The organism is Streptomyces sp. NPDC002784 (genome assembly GCF_053592135.1).
Genome location: NZ_JBSFVD010000014.1, coordinates 58,704 through 75,905, shown reverse-complemented (window position 1 = coordinate 75,905; position 17,202 = coordinate 58,704). Strand labels below are relative to the sequence as shown.

General features: G+C 70.8%; 29 protein-coding genes. All 29 read left to right on the top strand.

Features of this window, described 5'->3' with window-relative positions:
• Positions 1-121 precede the first annotated feature (121 nt).
• The 29 genes from ACWD1Z_RS23440 (at position 122) to ACWD1Z_RS23300 (ending at position 17,197) form a co-directional block, all read left to right on the top strand.
• On the top strand, positions 122-424 hold the full coding sequence (locus ACWD1Z_RS23440; protein ID WP_451121467.1) for a helix-turn-helix domain-containing protein: 303 nt from the start codon (positions 122-124) through the stop codon (positions 422-424).
• Between the two features lie 19 nt (positions 425-443).
• Entirely contained in the window at positions 444-878 is a 435-nt protein-coding gene (locus ACWD1Z_RS23435; protein ID WP_451121465.1) for a hypothetical protein, read from the top strand.
• Between the two features lie 131 nt (positions 879-1,009).
• Positions 1,010-1,183, top strand: coding sequence for a hypothetical protein (locus ACWD1Z_RS23430; protein ID WP_451121463.1), 174 nt, complete (start codon positions 1,010-1,012; stop codon positions 1,181-1,183).
• Positions 1,180-1,380, top strand: coding sequence for a hypothetical protein (locus tag ACWD1Z_RS23425; protein WP_451121461.1), 201 nt, complete (start codon positions 1,180-1,182; stop codon positions 1,378-1,380). The genes ACWD1Z_RS23430 and ACWD1Z_RS23425 overlap by 4 nt, the downstream gene beginning before the upstream one ends.
• On the top strand, positions 1,377-1,802 hold the full coding sequence (locus ACWD1Z_RS23420) for a hypothetical protein (protein ID WP_451121459.1): 426 nt from the start codon (positions 1,377-1,379) through the stop codon (positions 1,800-1,802). Before ACWD1Z_RS23425 ends, ACWD1Z_RS23420 begins: the two co-directional genes overlap by 4 nt.
• A gap of 79 nt (positions 1,803-1,881) precedes the next feature.
• Positions 1,882-4,551, top strand: coding sequence for a hypothetical protein (locus ACWD1Z_RS23415; protein WP_451121457.1), 2,670 nt, complete (start codon positions 1,882-1,884; stop codon positions 4,549-4,551).
• 47 nt (positions 4,552-4,598) lie between these two features.
• Entirely contained in the window at positions 4,599-5,120 is a 522-nt protein-coding gene (locus tag ACWD1Z_RS23410) for a single-stranded DNA-binding protein (protein WP_451121456.1), read from the top strand.
• Positions 5,121-5,135: 15 nt separating this feature from the next.
• A complete protein-coding gene (locus ACWD1Z_RS23405; protein WP_451121454.1) occupies positions 5,136-5,336 on the top strand; it encodes a hypothetical protein in 201 nt (66 codons plus the stop codon).
• Positions 5,333-6,016 carry a hypothetical protein gene (locus tag ACWD1Z_RS23400; protein ID WP_451121452.1) on the top strand — a complete coding sequence of 228 codons (684 nt, stop codon included), beginning with the start codon at positions 5,333-5,335 and terminating at the stop codon, positions 6,014-6,016. Before ACWD1Z_RS23405 ends, ACWD1Z_RS23400 begins: the two co-directional genes overlap by 4 nt.
• Before the next feature lie 317 nt (positions 6,017-6,333).
• Positions 6,334-6,486: a hypothetical protein gene (locus ACWD1Z_RS23395; protein WP_451121450.1), complete on the top strand. Its 153-nt coding sequence runs from the start codon at positions 6,334-6,336 to the stop codon at positions 6,484-6,486.
• Positions 6,483-6,713 (top strand): hypothetical protein, encoded by a 231-nt coding sequence (locus tag ACWD1Z_RS23390; protein WP_451121449.1) that lies wholly within the window; start codon positions 6,483-6,485, stop codon positions 6,711-6,713. Before ACWD1Z_RS23395 ends, ACWD1Z_RS23390 begins: the two co-directional genes overlap by 4 nt.
• Complete coding sequence (locus ACWD1Z_RS23385; RefSeq protein WP_451121447.1) at positions 6,710-7,075, top strand: DUF6907 domain-containing protein; 366 nt, start codon at positions 6,710-6,712, stop codon at positions 7,073-7,075. Before ACWD1Z_RS23390 ends, ACWD1Z_RS23385 begins: the two co-directional genes overlap by 4 nt.
• Complete coding sequence (locus ACWD1Z_RS23380) at positions 7,075-7,269, top strand: hypothetical protein (protein WP_451121445.1); 195 nt, start codon at positions 7,075-7,077, stop codon at positions 7,267-7,269. The genes ACWD1Z_RS23385 and ACWD1Z_RS23380 overlap by 1 nt, the downstream gene beginning before the upstream one ends.
• Positions 7,260-8,057: a hypothetical protein gene (locus ACWD1Z_RS23375; protein ID WP_451121444.1), complete on the top strand. Its 798-nt coding sequence runs from the start codon at positions 7,260-7,262 to the stop codon at positions 8,055-8,057. Before ACWD1Z_RS23380 ends, ACWD1Z_RS23375 begins: the two co-directional genes overlap by 10 nt.
• The gene (locus tag ACWD1Z_RS23370; RefSeq protein WP_389416879.1) at positions 8,054-8,200 is read left to right on the top strand and encodes a hypothetical protein; all 147 of its coding nucleotides are present in this window, start codon (positions 8,054-8,056) and stop codon (positions 8,198-8,200) included. The genes ACWD1Z_RS23375 and ACWD1Z_RS23370 overlap by 4 nt, the downstream gene beginning before the upstream one ends.
• 13 nt (positions 8,201-8,213) lie before the next feature.
• Positions 8,214-8,723, top strand: coding sequence for a hypothetical protein (locus ACWD1Z_RS23365; RefSeq protein WP_451121442.1), 510 nt, complete (start codon positions 8,214-8,216; stop codon positions 8,721-8,723).
• Positions 8,723-9,097, top strand: coding sequence for a hypothetical protein (locus ACWD1Z_RS23360; protein ID WP_451121440.1), 375 nt, complete (start codon positions 8,723-8,725; stop codon positions 9,095-9,097). The genes ACWD1Z_RS23365 and ACWD1Z_RS23360 overlap by 1 nt, the downstream gene beginning before the upstream one ends.
• A 33-nt stretch (positions 9,098-9,130) precedes the next feature.
• Positions 9,131-9,331, top strand: coding sequence for a hypothetical protein (locus ACWD1Z_RS23355; RefSeq protein ID WP_451121438.1), 201 nt, complete (start codon positions 9,131-9,133; stop codon positions 9,329-9,331).
• A 123-nt stretch (positions 9,332-9,454) separates the two neighbouring features.
• A complete protein-coding gene (locus ACWD1Z_RS23350) occupies positions 9,455-9,748 on the top strand; it encodes an HNH endonuclease (protein ID WP_451121436.1) in 294 nt (97 codons plus the stop codon).
• A 23-nt stretch (positions 9,749-9,771) separates the two neighbouring features.
• Positions 9,772-10,179, top strand: coding sequence for a DUF6221 family protein (locus ACWD1Z_RS23345; protein ID WP_451121434.1), 408 nt, complete (start codon positions 9,772-9,774; stop codon positions 10,177-10,179).
• 9 nt (positions 10,180-10,188) lie between these two features.
• Positions 10,189-10,458: a hypothetical protein gene (locus ACWD1Z_RS23340; protein ID WP_451121432.1), complete on the top strand. Its 270-nt coding sequence runs from the start codon at positions 10,189-10,191 to the stop codon at positions 10,456-10,458.
• Positions 10,459-10,583: 125 nt separating this feature from the next.
• Complete coding sequence (locus ACWD1Z_RS23335) at positions 10,584-10,859, top strand: hypothetical protein (RefSeq protein ID WP_451121430.1); 276 nt, start codon at positions 10,584-10,586, stop codon at positions 10,857-10,859.
• Positions 10,822-12,381 (top strand): terminase large subunit domain-containing protein, encoded by a 1,560-nt coding sequence (locus ACWD1Z_RS23330; protein ID WP_451121429.1) that lies wholly within the window; start codon positions 10,822-10,824, stop codon positions 12,379-12,381. The genes ACWD1Z_RS23335 and ACWD1Z_RS23330 overlap by 38 nt, the downstream gene beginning before the upstream one ends.
• Before the next feature lie 12 nt (positions 12,382-12,393).
• Positions 12,394-13,608: a phage portal protein gene (locus ACWD1Z_RS23325; protein WP_451121428.1), complete on the top strand. Its 1,215-nt coding sequence runs from the start codon at positions 12,394-12,396 to the stop codon at positions 13,606-13,608.
• Positions 13,605-14,279 carry an HK97 family phage prohead protease gene (locus ACWD1Z_RS23320; protein ID WP_389416871.1) on the top strand — a complete coding sequence of 225 codons (675 nt, stop codon included), beginning with the start codon at positions 13,605-13,607 and terminating at the stop codon, positions 14,277-14,279. Before ACWD1Z_RS23325 ends, ACWD1Z_RS23320 begins: the two co-directional genes overlap by 4 nt.
• Positions 14,280-14,415: 136 nt before the next feature.
• A complete protein-coding gene (locus tag ACWD1Z_RS23315) occupies positions 14,416-15,810 on the top strand; it encodes a phage major capsid protein (protein WP_451121425.1) in 1,395 nt (464 codons plus the stop codon).
• Positions 15,811-15,884: 74 nt separating this feature from the next.
• A complete protein-coding gene (locus tag ACWD1Z_RS23310; protein ID WP_451121423.1) occupies positions 15,885-16,142 on the top strand; it encodes a hypothetical protein in 258 nt (85 codons plus the stop codon).
• 1 nt (position 16,143) lies between these two features.
• Positions 16,144-16,737, top strand: a complete 594-nt coding sequence (locus ACWD1Z_RS23305; protein ID WP_451121421.1) for a phage gp6-like head-tail connector protein — start codon at positions 16,144-16,146, stop codon at positions 16,735-16,737.
• Positions 16,738-16,747: 10 nt separating this feature from the next.
• Entirely contained in the window at positions 16,748-17,197 is a 450-nt protein-coding gene (locus ACWD1Z_RS23300) for a hypothetical protein (RefSeq protein WP_451121419.1), read from the top strand.
• The last annotated feature ends 5 nt before the right edge of the window (positions 17,198-17,202 follow it).

Below are 17,202 nucleotides of genomic sequence, written 5' to 3'. Positions count from 1 at the left end.
TGACTTTGGCAGCGAAGCGGCTTCGTGTCCAGCGCGCTTGGTGCCGTTACCAAGTAACGAGACCAACGTTTCTGGTGTCAACGCTTGGCATCGACGCCAGACGACGGGTAGCGTCTGTGGTGTGAAGACGAACGGACGCCTGATCCGCCGTCGGCGCCTTGAGCTGGGTCATGGGATGAACCGGTTCGCGGCGCTGGCCGGGATCAGCGGGGCAGCGCTCAGCCGCATCGAGAACGGCCAGCGGCAACCGCGTCCCGAGACGCTTAAGAAGATCACCGATGCACTCGGCTGCCAGATCCGCGAGGTCACAGCCGAGATGGACGGCACCGGTCCCGCGTGCGAGGCGGGACCGTCTGCCGGAAACGACGAAGAGGCCGCGTGCGAGGCGGCCTCTCCAGTCGAGCAATCCGCACTCCCCAGCTAGAAGAGATCGGAACAGCTCTATGAACAGCTTCGCACAGTCGCCGGACCTGACAGCCCAGCGCATCGGCTCCGCCGATGACGACCAGATCACGTACCAGGCCGCCGCCGTATACGTCGCGACCGCGGCGTACACCGAGGCCCTCACCATGCCCAACCCGGCCGCCACGCTGGACGACATGTGCGACGCCCTCGCCGAGATCATGCCGAGCCTCCTCCGCGTCGTGAAGGCCGAGGAAGGAACCGAGTTCGCCGAAACCTTGCAGGCCGCCATCGCCGCCCGGCTGTGGGCGGCCGCCGCCATCGAGCACAGCCGCATCGAGGCCGGCGACGGGTACGGCTACCTCTTCGACATCCTGGCCGACAGCCTCAAGCGCGGCGCCGACCCCCACATGATCAGGACGACCGCGCTCGACGCACCCGGAAAGATCCGCGCGCTCGCCAAGGCTGCCGCGTGAGTGCCGCCACCACCCCGGCGGCCGGAGACACCTCCGGCCGCCCGGCCCACAGCGAGCGGAGGGAACACTCCGCCGATTCCGTGGTGTCCTTGGCGGAGGGCGCGGGGCCTGAGCAATCGCAGGAGGATTGCATGGCCTCTCCGCGCCGCCCGGCCCGGCCCGTCCGCTTCGAGGACCCGGCCAGGAACGCCGCCTACTGGGCGCGCATCGACAGCATCGTCGACCAGGCGCCGCCCCTCACCGACGATCAGCGAGCGATCATCCGCGCGGCGTTCCACACTCCCGCGGCACGGGAGGCGGCATGACCACCGTCCTCGGCACCCTCTTCGTCGACCTCGAAGGCATCCGCGCCCGCTACGAGTGCCTCCGCTCCGGCTGCATGCAAACCGTCGAGGGCCCCGTGTACGGCGCCGAGGACGTCAGGGCCTTCGTCGCCGTCATCCGCAACGACCACCGCGCCCGCTGCATCGCGGACGCCCCGCAGCAGGGAGGGCACCGGTGAAGGGCACCGTCCACATCCAGGTCGGCCGGTTCGACGCCAAGGTCCACAGCCCGTTCGAAGTGAAGGACTACATCAAGGACCTGCCCCGAACCTGGCGCCGGTGGGACAAGGACGACAAGTGCTGGGTTGTCGAACTGCACGCCGTCGACGCCCTCAAGTCCAGCCTTCGCATCGCTGGATTCACCGTCCGCACCACACACGACGCGGGCTCTGGGCAGCGGCGCACCGCCCCGCCGCCCCGCACCGAACGCAACACGGACACGTGGGCCGACTCCATGTATCTAGCGCTCGGCAAGGAGCTCGGAGACAAGGCGTACAAGGCTCTCGTCCCCGTACTTCACCCCGACCGCGGCGGCGACACCGTCGGCATGCAGCAGCTCAACGCCGCCCGCGACAAGGCCAAACTCCAACCCGCCCGGTGACGCGAGCGCGGCGCCACCAGGGGGTAGCGCCGCGCCATCACGAACACCATCGGCACCACGGGAAACGAGAGACACGTTCGTGAACACCATCTCCGAGCCACTGGCCGCAGACCCGGACATCATCCGGGCATGGCTCGCCCCCCGCATCAAGGCGCCGGGCCTCGTCTCGATCTGCGCCAAGGACAACTGGACCGGGATCCAGACCGACGACCTCGACCGCGCTGTCGCCTGGGCGCTCGACCAGGACCGCGCCGGGGTCGAGGGCATCTACTGCCGTGTCACCACCGTCACGTCACGGTTCCCCGCCGGAGCCCGAGGTAGCGCCCGCGACTCCCGCGCGCTCATCGGCATGTGGTCCGACATCGACTTCGGAAACGACCTCCACAAAGCGACCGGCCTGCCCGCCGACGCAGACGAGGCGCGCGACATCCCGCGGTTCGCGAAGCTCCCCGAGCCCACCCGCGTCGAGCACTCCGGCGGCGGCCTGTACGCCTGGTGGGAGTTCGAGCGGCCGCTCGTCATCGGCGAGGACATCGACTTCGACGAGGCCGCCGAGCTCGCCGGGGACTGGCAGAACATCCTGCACGCCGGCGCCAAGGCGATGGGCCTCGGCTACGGCACCGGCGTGCGGGACCTGGCGCGAGTGCTGCGCCTCCCCGGCACCGTCAACCGAAAGCCCGGACGTGCTCCGGTCCTGTGCCAAGTCGTCGAGGGCGGCGGGATCCACTACAGCCTCGACGACATCCGCAAGTTGGCCACCGACCTGAAGCCAAAGCCGAAGAAGCGGACGCCGCCGAAGACGTCCACGCCGCAGGGCAAGACATCACGCCCCGCCCCGCCCCGCGGCGGCCGCGGCCCCCTGGAGATCCTCGGTGACCACGCCTGCTGCGGTGAGATCCTCATGCATGTCGGCGCCACCTACGCCGAGCAGTACCCGGGCAACTGCTCGTACTGCGGCGGCGACTGCCAGCGGTGGAACCGGCCCGGCTGGACAGACGGCTGCTCCCGGGACGGGATCGCCGTCCACAAGGATGGCGCTGCGGTCACCATCCGCAGCGACAACTTTCCCGGCATCGCCCCAGCCGCGGTCGGTCATGTCCTCTCCCCTGGGCAGCTGTTCGCCGCGCTGCACCATGGCGGCGACGAGTCCGAAGCGTCCCGCGACATCATCCGTGCCGCGCATGGCCGTGACGGCGCAACCAGCGCCGCGCGGGCTCTGCCTAGCGGGATCCTCGACGACGTCCGGCAGGCCACCGCACGCGACGAGGGCGAGCCGGCCGAGCAGCCGGAGCCCGAGGTTGTCGACGACGAGCCGGAAGCTCCGCCCGCTGGGTCCCCGGCCGCACTACTGATCGACTTCCTCGACCAGATGAAGACCTACGTCCATCTCACCGACCACGGTCACGTCGTCTTCGCCCTCGCGGTGGCCGTGTCCTCAGACCTCGACGGCGAACCACTGTGGGGCATGCTCGTCGGCCCGCCGTCCGGCGGAAAGAGCGAGGCGGTCAAAGCCCTCGACGAGATCGCCGACGAGCACGTCGACGACATCACGGGCCCCGCCCTGCTGTCGTGGATGCCCGGCAAGAACCCCAAGCCAGCAGGAATCCTCACCCGCATTCCCAGCCGCGCGTTCGTCAGCATCAGCGACTTCTCCACCGTGCTGGCCACGTCCGACCGGGGCGGCCGCGACACCCTGTTCGCCCTGCTGCGACGGGCTTACGACGGACACGTTGTACGCGAGGTCGGCAACTCTCCGCGGCCACTCACGTGGACGGGGCGCCTCACCCTGCTCGCCGCGGTTACCCCGGCCATCGACAACTTCTCTTCGCACACGGACGCCCTCGGCCCGCGCTGGCTGTACTGCCGCCTGCCGGAGACGGACAACACCCACAAGAAGGCGACCGTCCGTAAGCGCCGGAAGATCGAAGGGCTCGCCGAGAAGCAGGCCGAGGCCCGGCGCAGGGCGTCCGCCCTGGTGTGTGCCGCGCGCCGAGTCGTGGCGGACGTCGAACTCGACGACGAGATGTACGACCAGCTCGAGGACGCGGCCATGCTCACGTGTCTCGGGCGTGCCGCCGTCCCGCGCAACGCCTACGGCCGCCGGGAGATCGACGGCATCCCGATCATCGAGGAGCCCGCCCGCATCACCGGGCAGATCGTGTCTCTCGCCAAGTCGCTGCTCGCGCTCGGCGTCCCTCGCGGTGAGGTCTTGGCGCTCGCGGGCAAGTGCGCGCTGGACACCGTTCCGCAGGCACGACTGGCCTGCCTGAAGCAACTGGCAGGCGGCGAGCCGATGACGGTGTCCGAGGTCCGCCGGCGCACGGGGCTCAACCGCCACGTCGCCCGCCGCGCGCTCGAGGACATGGAGGTGCTCGACCTGACGACGTGCCCTCGGCACGAGAAGGACGAGGACTCGGAAGAGGTGGGCTTCCCGACCTCGAACCCGTGGCATCTGGGCGAGGAGCGGGCTCTCGTGACGCGCGTGCTCGCCGCACAAGCAGCAAACGAACAGGCGAGCGATTCCGAGGACTCGCCCTTGGCACGAAGTGTTGGTTACCCAACCCCAACCCCCCAAGAAAGAGACCTTAACGGTCTTGGGAAGCGCTCGTCAGAGGGTTCCGGTACGCGCGCAACCCACACTTCGGGCCAAGCAACGCCCCAGGCAGCGCGGCCCCCCGCGCCCGAAGACAGCGGCCTGTGGGACGTCCCGCTCGAAGAGCCCGACGACTACTGGGCCGAAGCCAGCTGATCCCCCGGCCGTCGCCCGACAGCCGACCAACCCGAAGGAGACCAGCCGTGGCTGGAGAGACCGTCATCACCATCGTCGGCAACCTTGTCGACGACCCCGAACTGCGCTTCACGCCGGCTGGCGTGGCCGTCGCCCGTTTCCGCGTCGCATCCACCCCGCGCACCTTCGACAAGCAGACGAACGAGTGGAAGGACGGCGAAAGCCTGTTCCTCACCTGCTCGGCCTGGCGAAAGCTCGGCGAGAACGTCGCCGAGTCCCTCACGAAGGGCATGCGCGTCATCGTCCAGGGTCGCCTGAAGCAGCGCTCTTATGAGGACCGCGAGCAGGTGAAGCGGACCGTGTACGAACTCGACGTTGACGAGGTCGGGCCGAGCCTCGCCCGGGCCACGGCAAAGGTCGAGAAGAACCCGGCGGGCGGCGGCAACGGCAACCGTGGCAACTCGCCCACGGATGACCCGTGGGCCACCGCCCAGCCCGCCAACGGCCAGCCCCAGGGCGGCGGCTGGGGCGGCGGTCAGCAGCAGCCAGCCGCGCAGGGCGCCGGCTACTCCGACGAGCCCCCCTTCTAGGCCGGGGAGACCGACGTGACCCCGAACGAGATCCAGATGCTGTGCGTCGGCGTCGCCTTCGGCGCCCAGGGCATGGCGGTTCTGCACATGTGGTGGAACGCCAAGGACGCCCGCCACGACCTGGCCGTATCCCGCACCGCCCTCAAGCGCTCCGCCGGCGACCGCTATCTCAGCAGCCTGCGCCTCTATCAGATCCAGCACCGGAGCCGGGGGTGAGCGCCTCCTGCGGGCTGTGCGAGCGGGAGATCACGGCCGGCTATCTGTGCACGAGGGACGCCACGCAGTTGGCCATGCGCCTGGACGATCTGCCCTTGCTGTTCGAGGAACTGACCGAGTGCCTCGTGCCGCGACGCTCGGGCCCCGCCGAGTACGTCACGGCGGCCGTGGCCGGGCCGCGGTCCCCGCTCGACGAGGACGTCCTGGACCTGGTCGACGGCGGGCATGTCGCCAAGGTGCTGGAGCTGTGGCGGGCGGACGTGCAGCGGGTGCGCTGGCCAACCCACGAGGCGCCTCCCACCGAACGCGGCATGGCCCGCCGTGTGGCGGTCGCTGCCCGCTGGCTGGCCATGGAACTCGACTGGATCGTCGTCGAGTATCCGGCCGCCGGCGACCTGGCGCGCGAAGTGCGGGAGCTGGAGGCGGGCATGCGGTCGGTGGTCGGTGATCCGGCACCGCGGCGGCAACGGCTGGGCACGTGCGTCGCGATCGACGCCGAGGGCGTGGTGTGCGGGGCGGTCATCTCCCGACTGCCGGGCCAGAGCCGGGTGCCGTGCCGGTGGTGCGGCTACGTGTACGAGTCGGAGCAGGACTGGCTGCTGCTCTTGCACTTCCAGGTGCGGGAGCCTGCTACTCCGGCTTCGCGGGACGCGGCGGGAGTTCGTCCGTCTCATGCGTGAGCCAGCGCAGGAAGTCGCGAATGACGGCGCCCCTGTTCCGTTCGCCGACAGCGGCGCCCGCCTTGGCCCACAGCTCTTTCTCGACCCGGACGGTCTGGCGGGGCGTCTTCTCGACGTTCGGCATCAGCTCTCCACTCTCGTCATGACACCCCGAGGTTAGCCCTTGCGGTGTCATGACACCAGGGCTACGGTAGGTGTCATGACACCGGCCGCGAGGCCCCGTCACCACAACTGAAACGGCCCCCGCCGGTGCTACCAACACCGGACGAGGGCCTGACCGAGAAGTCCTACCTGCCTACACAGGAGGAGATCCGGCTATGGCCGATCTTTCCATGCCCACCCTTGCGCCCGGAACGGGCCGCCGCCTCGTCGCCGCGGGCATCATCCGCCGCAGCCCCGGCCGCACCCTCACCGTGCGCGTCACCGCGGCCGGCGCCACCGGAGTCATCGCCAAGGCGGTGACCCGATGACCGAGCACACCATCACCGAGCCCAGCGACCTCGACGTCGCGATCAGCGTCGCCCAGCAGCTCCTCGACAGCGACCAGGTGCTCTCCCTTCGCGAGGCCCTCCGCCTCCTGCTCCGCGCCCTCGACGCCGAGCCGGTCACCGAGGAAGAGGCCGCCCGCCGCTTCGTCGCCAGGCACTTCCCCGAGGTCACCGCCTTCCTCGCCGCCGAGCGGGGTGAAGGCCAGTGAGCCCCGAGCCCCGTACCGCCGTCGTGCAGGTCTTCGTCACCAGTCCTCTGGAGATCGACGAGCCCGACTGGTGCACCGGCGCCCACGACCCCCACGCCCAGTACAAGGTCGACATCTCCCACGACGGGCCCGAGCACGTGATCGCCCCCAGGGGCGAGGAGTTGTTCCGGGCGTTCCTCACCCAGGCCCCGTTCGCCACCCGCGACCGCAGCGTCGGCCTCTACATCGAGGCCTGCGACCTCACGGGCACCCACACCCCCGACGAGGTCGAGCAGCTCGCCGACGACCTCGCGGCCGCGGCCGAGCAGCTGCGCGCCCTCGGCCGCGACCTCGCGCGGATCCTCGCTGGGGGTGGCTGCTGATGAGCCTCTTCGGCCGCAGCGCCAAGTCCAGCCGCGACTACCCCGCCTCCGGCACCTCCGCCACCGGCGACGCCAGCCGCTTCCGCCGCTCCAAGACCACCGGCGCCCGCCAGGCCGGCGCTGACGCCGAGGACTGGGAGCAGGCCGACCGCAAGCGCGACAAGCAGGGCACCAGCATCTGGCGGTGGAAGTGAAGCGCGACCCGCTCCTGTGGGCCGCGCTCATCGCGGTACTCGTCGTCCTCGCGTCCGCCGAGTACCGGCTGGCGGTGGCGTGCGGCTTCGGCCAGTACGTCGCCGCCGGCGTCCCGGCCGCCCTCGACGTGTACGCCCTCGCCGCCCTCCGCGCCCGCCGCGACGTCCTCGCTGTTGTCGTCACCCTCATCGCCGTCAACGCCGCCAGCCACCTCGTCGAGGTCGGCCTGCTGCCCGTCGACGTGCCCCTCGTCGTCGCCGTCTCGGCGGTCGCCCCGCTCGTCCTGTGGCGCGTACACCGGCTCTCCGACCACCAGACGGAACCGGCGGCGGAACCCGCCCCGGAACCAGCACCGGCTGCCCCGGAACCGCCGGGACCGCTCACCGTCGAGCGCCAGCCTGCACCGGTCGACACGGCCCCCGTCGGGCCCGTCCTCGGCCCATGGAGCCCGCTCGCGGAACTCGCTCGCGGAACCAGCGGAACCGAGCCCGGAACCAGCCCCGACCTGCTCGGCGATCACTTCGCGGGCGTCCGCACGGTCATGACCGCCCCCCGGGCGGAACCGGCACCGGAACCCGACCGGAACCCGGTTCCGGCGGCCGACACCGGCGCCGCGGACCTCACCACCGAGGACACCGCGAACACCACCTTCGCCAAGCGCGTCGCCACCGTCCGGAAGTGGCTCCAGGCGGAACCGGAGCTCACCGGAACCGACATCGGAACCAGACTCGGCGTCAGCGACAGCTACGGCCGCAGGCTCCTTCGCGCAGCCCGCGAGGACACATGATCCTCACCGCCTACTTCGCCGGATCGGCCCTCCTCGCCCTCCTCGGGCTGTGCGCCCTCGCGCTCCACGCCGTCCCCCGCATCACCGGGACCGTCGCCTTCATCCTCACCCTCGCCGCGCTCGGCGTGGCCATCGTTCGCTGAAGGACCGCAGCTCATGACTTACGTGACCATCGGCGGAGTCACCGTCGGACTCATGATCCTCGCCTGGTTCATCACCACCTGGTGGCCCGGCCTCAAGCCCCTCCGCAAGGACCCCGTCCGCCACACCGCGGCCCTCCTGCCGTTCCTGCTCTCCTGGTCCTACGGAGCCCTCACCGTCCTCGGCATCGGCGGCCTGATCGGATGGGCCGCCCACACCACCGTCTGGATCACATCCTGGCTCGGCGACGTCGCCCTCGTCTGGGGAGTCGGCACCGACGCCGGGCAACGCGCCGGCGGAGCGGTCTACCTGCCGCTCACACAGACCGGCGGCGCCCTGGTCCTGATCCTCACCGTGATCGTGATCGTGTCGGCCAAGAAGTCTTCGCGACACGGCACGGCGATCACGGCCGGTGCATGGTGCGGGATCCTGCTCGGCACCTCCGCAGGGATCGCCGGGTTCGCTGCGGTGCCGCTCGCCACGGCCGTGAACTGGCTCGGCGGCGCGATCTACGGATCCGTGTGATGGGCCGCCGCAAGCAGGCCGAGGCGGAGCCCGAGGAGCAGCCGAGCCGGGCGGCCGGGGCGTGCGTCCTGGTCCTGCTCGCGGGCGTGGCGCTGGCCGCCGTGTTCGCCGTGTCGCTCACGGCCGGGGTGCTCCTCCTGTGGGTGGTCGGTGGCGCGGCCGTGTGGCGCTCGGCCCGCCGCATGTCCGATTCGTCCGCCCCTCCCCCACCGGAAGAGGCGCGCCCCTCCTGCCGCGAATGCGCAGGTCACCAGCTTGTCAGCGTGACCCCTCTCGCAGGCCAGAAGGGGATGTGGATCTACACGACCGCCGCTCCCGACCGGCCCAACCACACGCACGTGCACGTCGTCGCCGAAGAGGCGGACACGCCATGATCCGACTCACAAGTCGTGCTGCATCATGACGACATGGAGTCGCTCTACGCCCCACCCGGCCACCTCACCGCCGCACAGACCCGGCAGGCCCTCGGCATCACCGCCGGCGCCCTCCGGAACCTCGTCTACCGCGGACAGTTGCAGCGCTCCGGCGGCACCGAACGACACCCGTACTACGCCGTCCCCGACGTCGCCGCGCTCGCCGCCAAGCGCCGCGAACGCCAGAGCGCTTGACCGCAGGTCAGACGCTGTGTGACGATCCGCGTGTACAACTGTGCCCTCAACCGGCACCACTAGACGCACACGAAGCCCCGGCCAATCCCCCCGGCCGGGGCTTCGTCGTGCTCAGGGGGAAGCGTGGCCACCGATCGCAGTGAGCTCACCAGCTACGAGTACCGGCAGATGCGCGCCCGCACCCTCGCCGCCTCCGACGTGTGCATCGTCTGCGGCCACAGCGCATCCGATGCCGTCGACCACGTCCACCCCGTGAGCAAGGGCGGCGCACGCAACGACCCCGACAACCTCGCACCCATCCACGGCGTGGCCGGCTGTCCCGTGTGCCTCCGCAAGTGCAACAGCGAGAAGGGCGACCGGCCCCTCGCCGACGTCGTCCAACTGGTCACGTCAGTCGACTGGTTCGCCGGACCGTAGCGCCCGCCTGGGAGGCCCTGAGCATGGAAGACCTAAAGGTGTGGCTGCGCACCCAGCTCGACGAGGACGAGCGGATCGCGCGGGGCGTCGAGGACCGCAGCGCCCCGTGGGATGGTCAGTGGATGGCCGACGGCAACAGCGCGGTGCGAACGGTCAACGGGCACGTGCTGTTCTACCGGCACGGCCCCGACCCGTTGAAGCCCGGTCTCACCGACCACGTTGCGGAGCATGATCCGGCTCGGGTGCTGCGGGAGCTCGACGCCAAGCGCCGGTTCCTCGACAGCCTGCTGCCGGACCTGGAGCAGGCAGACCGTTGCATCGAAGGCGAGTGGGGCAGCAGCGACGATCTCACCGAACGCACCCTGCGCCTCCTCGCCCTGCCCTACGCCCACCGCCCCGGCTACCGCAGCGAGTGGGCAGACACCCTGTAGGAGGACGTCATGCCCGTACCCATCGAGACGCCCTTCGGGCCGATGGACGCCGTGGCCGACTGGCTGCGCGCCAACGACGTCGAGCCGAACGACGTGCCGATCGAGGGGCCGATCACCATCGAGGAAGGGCACATCCGCTACGCAGCCCTGCTGCGCAACGAGGCCGGCCGCCGCTACGTGGACGAGAGCACGGGCGAGGCCGCACGTGAAGAGCGCACGGTCCAACTCAAGATCGATCCGCCCGAAAACGTGCAGATCAAGGCCATGGAATCCGAATGATCTGACAGTCCCGGCCAGGATCTCCTCGGGATTTTTAGAAATCGGACATATCGCAACCCCGCGCCCAGCTTTTATTTTTCTCCCCCCGGGCCGATGACCCCGGATGATCTTGGAAGGGGGCCGGCATGGGGCCCGTCGAGGAAGCCGTGCGCGCCGACATCGAGCAGCTCGGCGACCTGGTCGGCGTCGAGCCGTCCCTGACCGAGGTGGCGTACACGCTGGCCGGCCGGATCGACGCCGCGCGGACCGCCGAGTGCGACATGTGCGGGGAGGCGATCCCCCAGGAGGACCGGCTGCTGCCCCAGTTGACCCGCGAGCTCCGGCAGACGCTCGCCCAGATCCTGGAGGGACGGGCGCCGGACGATGACGACGACCTCGGAGACCTGGGCACCCCCGACTGAGTTCGCCGAGGATCTGTACGAGCGGTACGGGCTGACCTGCCCGCCGCGGTGGGGCACACCGCGGCACCCGGACCGGCCGTCGCTGGGCCCGAAGCTGTGGAAGGTCATGGCCAAGCTCGGCGCCCCGCCGATGCCGTGGCAGAAGTACGTGTCTGACGTCGCCCTGGAGATCGACCCGGGCACCGGGCTGTTCGCGCACCGCGAGGTCGGTCTGTCGGTGTCCCGGCAGCAGGGCAAGACGGAACTGACGCTCGGCGCGCAGGTCCACCGCGCGCTCGCCTGGCCCCGGCAGAACATCGTGTACGCCGCCCAGACCCGCGGCATGGCGAGGCAGCGGTGGGAGGACGAGTTCTGGGAGAAGATCTCCAGCTCGGACCTGGCGAAGATGGCGCGCATCCGCAAGAGCAACGGCAACGAGGCGATCCTGTGGGGCCGCACCCGCTCGCGGATGGGCATCACCGCGAACACCGAGAAAGCCGGGCACGGGCCGCCCTTGGATCTCGGGTTCATCGACGAGGCGTTCGCGCACGAGGACGACCGCCTGGAGCAGGCGTTCAGCCCCGCGATGCTGACCCGGGCCATGGCTCAGCTGTGGTGGGCGTCAGCGGGCGGCACCACGAAGAGCGTCTGGCTCAACAAGAAGCGGGAGAACGGGCGCCGCCTCGTCGAAGCTCTGTGGGAGGCGCTCGCCGTCGACCTCGCGGCGCCGCGGCCGAGGGCCTGCTACTTCGAGTGGTTCGCCCCGGACGACATGGATCGGTCGGACCCGGCGACGTGGCGGGCGACGCTGCCCGCGCTCGGCTTCACGGTGACCGAGGAGATCATCGCGGCTGAGCTGGAGAAGATGGACCCGGCCGAGTTCGACCGGGCCTATCTGAACCGCACCAGGAAGCCGACCCCGCCCGTCGACCCGAACGTGCCGAAGGGCAAGTGGCCCGGCCTGCTCGACGCGGCGAGCAAGCCGGTGGCGTCGAGCGTCGCCCTGGCGATTGACGTGTCGCAGGACCGCAACCGTTCGGCGATCTCCGCCGCGTCGCTGCGGCCGGACGGGCGGGTGCACCTGGAGGTTGTGGCGTACCGGCCGGGCACGGACTGGGTGGTGCCCGCAGTGGCGCGGCTGCACCGGCTGTGGAAGCCGGTGGCCGTGGCGGTCGCATCGGGGTCGCCGGCCGCGTCCCTGATCGACGATCTGGTGACGGCCGGGATCGACGTGCCCAAGGACAAGGCCAACCCCGACCGCGGCGACCTCGCGGTCATGCGGAGCGGGGACATCACGGAGGCGTGCGGGCAGCTGGCCGACGCGATAAACCAGGGCACGGTGCGCCACCTCGACCAGGTCCCGCTCACCGCCGCCGTGAACGGAGCCAGGACGCGCCGCCAGGGCGACGCCTGGACCCTGGACCGGACGAACTCCCTGGTGGACATCAGCCCGCTCTGCGCGGCGACGTGGGCCCGGTGGGCGCTGGTCATCCGAGGCCCGCACGTGATCGAGGACTACGACATCGCGGACTCGTTCGCGTGAGGGGAGGTGAGCATGGGCGCCTGGACCAGGCTGAAGAACGTGTTCGCCCGCGAGGCTCAGATCACGTCACCCGAGGATCTCCTGGCGCAATCCCGGGAGCGGCGCTCCGGCCGGGTACCGGTCACCACCGAGACGGCGCTGCGCAACAGCGCGGTATGGGCGTGCCTGCGGCTGCGGGCGGACCTGATGTCCAGCTTCCCCATCGACGTCTACCGCTACGTCAACGGCATTCAGGTCGAGGTGCCCAAGCCTCCCGTCCTGGTCTCGCCGGGCGGGACGGAGATGGGCATCAAGGAGTGGGTCTACTCCAGCCAGTTCGACCTCGACCGCGGCGGCAACGGCTTCGGGATCATCACCGAACGCTCCGGGGTCATCGGCCCGGACGGGCGCGGCCTGCCCGGCCGGATCGACCTGGTCGAGCTCGGGTCGGTGTCGGTCCGCGGCAACGGCCCCACCATCACGAAGTACGTGATCGGCGGCAAGGAGTACGAGCCGTGGGAGGTCTGGCACGAGAAGCAGTACACCGTCGCCGGGTGCCCGCTCGGTCTGTCCCCGGTGGCGTTCGCCGCCTGGACGATCGAAGAGACCCTGTCCGCCCAGCAGTTCGCACGGGACTGGTTCGCCGGCGGCGCCGTGCCCCTGGCCGAGCTGAAGAACACCGCGAAGACTGTCGACAAAGACGCGGCCCGCGTCGCCCGCGAGAACTTCCGCGCGGCCGTCGACTCCAGCGGCCTGTTCGTTCACGGCATGGACTGGGAGTACAAGCCGATCCAGGCCGTCGCCTCACAGTCCAGCTTCCTCGAGGCCCGCCAGTACGGCGCCCAGGACATCGCCCGATTCTTCGGCTGCCCCGGCGACCTGATCGACGTCGCCGTCTCGGGCAGCAGCGTCACCTACGCCAACATCGGGCAGCGCAACCTCCAGTTCCTGATCATGAATCTGGGTCCGGCCGTCGGCCGCCGCGAGGACGCGTTCAGCCGCCGTCTGGTGTCCGGCCCGCGGTTCGTGAAGCTGAACACGGACGCGCTGCTGCGCATGGACCCCGAGGCCCGCGCCCGCACGATCGGCGCGCGCATCACCAACCGGACGCTCACGCCGACCGAGGCCCGCGCCCTGGACAACCTGCCGCCGTTCACCGAGGACGACTACGCCGAGTTCGACCGGCTGTTCGGGTCGCGCTCGGTCCCCGCCCAGCCCACGACCGCCGTACCGGGAGCATCGTCATGACCGCCTTGACCCGGGCCGCTGCGGCGGCCGACCGAGCCCAGCACATCCGCCAGCGCGCCGACCGTCCCTCGCAGCGGCGCTGTGCCGAGCAGGCCAGCGCTCGCGCCACCGTCCGCGCCACCCTGTCCGGCGTGCAGCTGCGCGAGAGCGGCGACGGTGGCGCGCTGGAGTTCGTCGGCCAGGCCACCGTGTATGAGCAGGCCTACGAGATGTGGGACATGTTCGGCCCGTACACCGAGGTCGTCTCCGAGGGTGCCGGCGCCGACTCCCTCGCGCGCGCCGATCTCGACGTGCCGCTCGTGCTCGGACACGACCAGCTGCGCCGCCTGGCCCGCACCACCAACGGCAGCCTGTTCCTGACCGAGAGCGCCACCGGCCTGGACGTCCGCGCGCCCGCCCTGGACCCGGCGGACTACGACGTCGCCTACATCGCGCCCAAGCTCCGCGCGGGCCTGGTCGACGAGATGTCCTTCGCGTTCCGCATCGAGTCGGGGCAGTGGTCCCCGGACTACACCGAGTACCGCATCAACCGGTACGACATCCACCGCGGCGACGTCGCGATCGTCGGCTACGGTGCGAACCCCTACACCACCTCGACCCTGCGCCAGCCCGCCGCGGCCGCGCCGTCGAGCCGGGCCCGCGCGCTGCTTGAGATCGCGCTCGCCCGCTGACCCCTGATCTTCCCGCCGCCCGGCGGGAGTTACTGCCCTGCGCTCTGCGCGCACGAGTCCGCCCGGCGCCATGGCCTCGGGTGGCCGTCTGACCTGGACACGGGGCGCCTGTCACCACGACCAGAAGGGACGAGCCATGACGCTCGCCGAACTGATCGCCCAGGCGCGCACCGCGCTGGACACGGCGATCACCGCCCGACAGCAGGAGCAGGACGCGCTGATGGCGCTGCGCTCCGACGAGAACCTGACCGAGGAGGCCGTCGCCGCCCGGGTCGCCACCCGCGATGCCGCGGACGCCGAGGTCACCCGCCGCCAGCAGACCCTCACCGAGCTGGAAGCGGAGCAGGCCCGCGAGGAGGAGCTGACCGCGCTCCAGGCCCGCACCACTCCGGCCGCAACCCGCGCCCCGGCCTACGACCAGGTCCACCGGGTCGGCCAGGACGAGCGGACCTACCGGCCCGACCAGGACCGGCGCGGCGCGCAGTTCCAGCGCGACGTCGCCGCCGCGTTCCTCGGCGACTACGAGGCACGCGACCGCCTGACCCGGCACATGGCCGAGGAGCGCGCCGAGCGCGGCACCCAGGTCGAGGCCCGCGCGGTGGGTACCGGCGCCTTCGGCGGACTCGTCATCCCGCAGTACCTGACCGACATGTACGCGCCGATGGCCCGCGCCAACCGGCCGTTCGCCGACGCCTGCCGCCACCACACCCTGCCCTCCACCGGCATGACGGTGGAGATCTCCCGGATCACCACCGGGTCCAACGCGGACAACCAGTCGGCGGAGAACGCCGCCGTGGCCGAGCAGGACATGGACGACACCGCCCTGTCCATCCCGGTCCGCACCGCGGCCGGCCAGCAGACCGCCTCCCGGCAGTCCATCGAGCGAGGCGCCGGCGTCGAGGACGTCATTCTCGACGACCTGTTCCGCGCCTACGGCAGCCGCCTGGACACCACGCTGCTCAACGTGGCCACGGTGGGCCTAAGCAACGTGGCCACCGCGGTGGCGTACACCGACGCCAGCCCGACCACGGCCGAGCTCTACCCGAAGGTGATCGAGGGCCTGGCCGGGGTCGAGGGCGCGCTGCTCGACCAGGCCTCCGGCGACAACCTCGCCGTCATGCACTCGCGGCGCTGGTACTGGATGCAGAACGCGATGGGCACGTCGTACCCGCTCATCACGCAGCCGGGCGTCGTGGCGCAGACCCTCGGGGCGAACTACGCCGAGGCCTACGGGCGCGGGGTGCGCGGCATCCTGCCCAACGGCACCCCCGTGATCGTCGACAACAACATCGCGGTGAACCTCGGCGCGGGCACCAACGAGGACGAGATCTACCTGGTCGACCGGCAGGAATGCCACCTGTGGGAGGACCCGGACGCCCCGGTGTACATCCGTGCCGAGCAGCCCAAGGCAGCCAACCTCGGCGTCCTGCTGGTCGTGTACGGCTACTACGCCTTCACGTTCCAGCGGCAGCCGCACGCCCGGAAGATCGCGGGCACCGGCCTGATCACGCCGACGTACACCGGCGCCTGATCCCCCCTTCTCGCGCGGGCCCGCTACGACTCCAGCGGGCCCGCGCGGTCCATCCCGGCATCGAGGAGACAACCGTGAGCAACACCCCCCAGACCGAGGACCCGATGGTCGCCGCCCTGCTGCGTGAGCGTGAGGGCTACGTGCAGCGCAGCATGGACGACCGGGTCGCCCAGGTCGACGAGCAGCTGAAGCTGCGCGGGCACAAGCCGCCGCGGCGCGGCCAGCCCGAGCAGGCCCCGGTCGAGCCGCCGGAGGACCCGCAGAAGGCAGTGGCCGCCCAGCGGGCCGAGCCGCCCAAGGGGCGCCAGCAGCAGGGCAAGAGCGAGACGTGACGTGGCCAACGAGTACGTCACCCTCGCCGAGCTGAAAAGCCAGTTCGGCGTCGAGCCGGACGACGACTCCCGGGACACGGACCTGAACCGGGCTCGCGCGTCTGCCTCGCGCAGCATCGACAAGACGTGCGGCCGCCGTTTCTGGCTCGACCCGGAACCGGTGGCGCGGACGTTCAGTCCCCGCGGCCGGATCGTCCGCGACGACGACGGGGACCTGTTCCTCGTCGACGACGTCGGCAGAGCCGACGGTCTGATCATCGAGACCGGCTCCAGCGCGTCATGGTCGGCGGTCACCGAGTACGAGACCAGTCCCGACAACGCCCTCGCCGACGGCCGGCCCATCACCGGATTCCGGCGGGTGCTGGGCACCTGGGGGACGTCCACGTCGCGGTTGCGGGTGACGGCCCGCTTCGGGTGGCCGGCCGTACCGGACGACATCCACGAGGCGGCGCTGATCCTGGCCTCCCGGCTGTACAAGCGCAAGGACAGCCCCGAGGGCATCATCGGCTCGGCCGAGTGGGGCGTGCGCAACCTCAGCCGCCGGGACCCGGACGTGTGGAACCTGATCGAGCCCTACATCATCCCCGGGTTCTGAGGAGCGCCCCATGCAAGTCTCCGCCGTGCGCGAGGCGTTGGCCGAAGCGGCCCGCGCGGTCGTCCTTCCGGCCGGGCTGCCCAAGCTGACGTGCTCGGGCTACGTCCCCGATGCGGTCACCGCGCCGCACTTCTTCGTCGCCGAGTACGAGCAGGTGTTCGACAAGGTCATGGGCCGGGGGCTCGATGAGCTCACCTTCACCACACGGGTTCTCGTCGGCCGCGCTGATGACCGCTCCGCGCAGCAGCTGCTCGACGCGATGCTGTCCGGCTCCGGCCCGGCCTCGCTCAAGCAGACGATCGAGGTGGCGCGGGGGGCGGCTGGCGAGTACGCGCTGGGCGGCTTGGCGCACGACCTGCACGTGATGCGGGTGCAGGGCTACCGCTGGTACGAGCACGCCGGCGCGACCTACGTCGGCGCCGAGCTGATGATCAAAGTGATCGGAGAGGGAAGCGCATGAAGATC